Annotated in this window: 4 protein-coding genes; 2 read left to right on the forward strand and 2 right to left on the reverse strand. The window is 42.6% G+C overall.

Annotation, left to right across the window (positions count from 1 at the left end; genetic code table 11):
* Positions 1 to 75: 75 nt before the first annotated feature.
* Positions 76 to 1,494: a PLP-dependent aminotransferase family protein gene (locus KO361_06370; GenBank protein MCC7575188.1), complete on the forward strand. Its 1,419-nt coding sequence runs from the start codon at positions 76 to 78 to the stop codon at positions 1,492 to 1,494.
* Between the two features lie 297 nt (positions 1,495 to 1,791).
* Positions 1,792 to 2,232 (forward strand): HD domain-containing protein, encoded by a 441-nt coding sequence (locus KO361_06375; protein ID MCC7575189.1) that lies wholly within the window; start codon positions 1,792 to 1,794, stop codon positions 2,230 to 2,232.
* A gap of 175 nt (positions 2,233 to 2,407) precedes the next feature.
* Here the strand turns inward: KO361_06375 and KO361_06380 are convergent, their stop codons facing one another.
* Positions 2,408 to 2,653 (reverse strand): PDZ domain-containing protein, encoded by a 246-nt coding sequence (locus tag KO361_06380; protein MCC7575190.1) that lies wholly within the window; start codon positions 2,651 to 2,653, stop codon positions 2,408 to 2,410.
* A partial coding sequence (locus tag KO361_06385) for a transposase (GenBank protein MCC7575191.1) occupies positions 2,650 to 2,941 on the reverse strand: 292 nt, incomplete at its 5' end. The genes KO361_06380 and KO361_06385, both read right to left, overlap by 4 nt.

Below are 2,941 nucleotides of genomic sequence, written 5' to 3' on the forward strand. Positions count from 1 at the left end.
CATAGCATCAATATATGGTTTTTTTTAGCTCCACTTTCTAAGAATTTCAATTGGGCCACTTTTTAGGAGAAAAAAATGATTATAAAAATTGATAAAAAAAAATGCATTCCTCTTTCAAGGCAGATATATTCAGCAATTAAGGACTTTATATTGAGTGGGACTGTTTCATCTGGAGAAAAACTTCCCTCTTCCAGAACACTTTCAAAACATCTTGGTGTTTCTAGAAATACCGTTTTGGAAGCCTATAACCAATTAATAGCGGAGGGATATCTGGAGGGAAAACATGGCTCTGGAACTCTAGTTGCAAAAGGGATCACGAAACATAACAGGCCAGCATATATAAGGCAATTAAAAGAAATTTCAGCCCCATTCAACACAAAAGAAGAAACTATTGATTTCCGGTCCGGAGTTCCTGATTTTTCATTATTCCCACAAAAAGAATGGGTCAATCTTTACAAAAAAATTTGTGGAAATTTGCCAAAAACTGTTTTCCGTTACTGTAATTTTGGTGGAGTATGGGAATTAAGAGAAAGTATTTCTCAATATTTATTTAGGACACGTGGCATTGAATGCCATCCCAAGAATATAATGATTATTTCAGGTGCAACACAAGGATTAGCTCTGTTATCAAGGTTGCTATTCAAAAAATACAAAAAAGCCCTTGTAGAAGAACCAGTTCATCCAAGTATTTTAAAAATAATTACCTCCGAGGGTATTTCTGTTGAAGGAATAGAGGCTGATGATAAGGGTATTAATACTTCCCTCTTAAAGACAAATTCAGATGCATCTTTTATTTACACCACTCCTTCTCATCAGTACCCTCTAGGAAGTGTTCTACCTATTCAAAGGAGACTATCATTGATTCAATTTGTGTCTGAAAAAGACTGTTATGTTATCGAAAGCGACTATGGCAATGGGAGTACTTTCCGCTTCGAGGGGGCACCAATCAGTTCGCTATATGAATTAAATCCAGAAAAAGTTATTTATTTAAGTTCATTCAGTAAAATTCTTTCCCCTGCTCTTCGGTTAGCATTTATGATCCTACCTGATACCCTCATAAAAGAATATGAATATTTAAAGATGAATGCTGATGTCCATTCTGAAGTTCTTTCACAATATGTTCTTGCTGAATACATTAACAGTGGACAACTTGAAAAACATACAGCAAAGATAAACAAGATTTATAATCAAAAAAGGAAGAATCTCATTTCCGAATTGCATAATCATTTACCAGGTGAATTTGAGATTAAAGGTCAAACAGCTGGACTCCATGTTCTTGCTTGCTTCCATAATATTATTTTTAATTCAGAGCTTATTAACCGTATCGCTTCAAGTGGTGTGACAGTTTATCCTGTAGAAAATTTCACGTTTCAAAACCATGGCCGTCACAGGAATGAAATTATAATGGGTTATGCGCATTTAAGCCCTCTAGAAATAACACTTGGCGTAAAAATTATGAGCCATATAATAAATGATTACTGTAACCCCAAATGAAATCCCAAAGGTCGATTCCAACTGTCTCCACCTGCACAATGAGAGGAGTCAAATACTATACAAGGGTTAGTCTTGTGAACTCTGGCAAGAAATAGATACGGCCTAAGTATGCCCGCCATATTTGAAAAAGAGAGCCTCTCCTTTAAGAGATGCTGGAACTATTTGATTCCCAGCAAAGAAATATGAAGAACTTATAATAAAAAGACTTCACACTGTCTTTTTTTCAACCAGAATACCCAGCCCTGCTTTTTCACCGATGGCGGCAAAACTATCCTGATTCCAAGAGGAGGTTTGCACATGTCAACACTGGAACGGGCCATAGAAATCGCGAGGAAAGCGCACGAAGGGCAGTCAGACAAGGGAGGCGCGCCCTATATCACCCATCCTCTCAGGGTCATGGAACGGGTGGGTCCGGAAGAGGCAAAAATGGCGGCCGTGCTTCACGACGTAGTGGAAGATACCACAGTGACCCTCGACGATCTTCGGGCGGAAGGCTTCCCGGAAAGGGTCGTGGAAGCAGTTGACGCACTGACAAGGCGACCTGAAGAACCCTATGAGCTTTTTATTTTTCGGGCGGCATCCAATGACCTTGCGAGAATCGTCAAGATGGCCGACCTTATTGAGAACTGCGACCTCTCCCGTATCCAGAACCCGGGGCCGAAGGATTTTGAGCGGCTGAAAAAGTACAGACAGGCAATTGAGAAAATACGGCAGTTATTTCCTGACCTTTCCCTTTAAAAAAACTGGTTCATGATCTGCCAGAAGGGTGCGAAGTGGCCGAGGAGCGAGTTTTCAGGTGGTGAGGCGGGGGAAAATATACATTCCTACCGGCCATTGTGCTGAACCGCCCATAAAAAATGCACCCCCGAAAATTTGGGGGTGCATCTCACAGGAAAGCCGAAAAACCTTCACCTCAAAACGATCCCGTGACGGTGCTGCCTCCCACGGTGAGTTCCTTTCCGTTCCTCAGAAGATGGAAGGTGTTCTCCCCTTCCACGAGAAGGGCGGAAAATCCCTCTACTGAGGGAACAGCCTTTCCGTTGCAAAAGAGAATAATGTCCCCGGGCAGCATCTTCATGGCTTCAGCGAGCCCTCCGGGCTTCACCTCCAGAATGGCGGCACCGGTCCGTCCTTTCAGCCTGGATTCCCGCCCACTCATAACGAGGCTGGAGGCGGAACACCCAGCGCGACATAGATTTGTTTCTGTTTCTCCAAAACTTCACCGACAAGCAGTCTTTGCCCCGGATGCTCAAAGCATTCGATCACATCAAGTTTATCCAGAAGTCCCTGCAGGGTGTAGTCCCTAAACAGGCCCGTATCCTGCATTCGCTTCTTTATGTACGACAGGTAAATCAGGGCGATAAACTCAACGAACAGTTTGCCTTCGAGGCTTTGTTCCGAAGAAACAAGAGTTCGCCTCATGTTGAGCCGCTCCTTGAGGTTGCCG

Source organism: Candidatus Woesearchaeota archaeon (assembly GCA_020854775.1).
Lineage (GTDB): Archaea > Nanobdellota > Nanobdellia > Woesearchaeales > 21-14-0-10-32-9 > 21-14-0-10-32-9.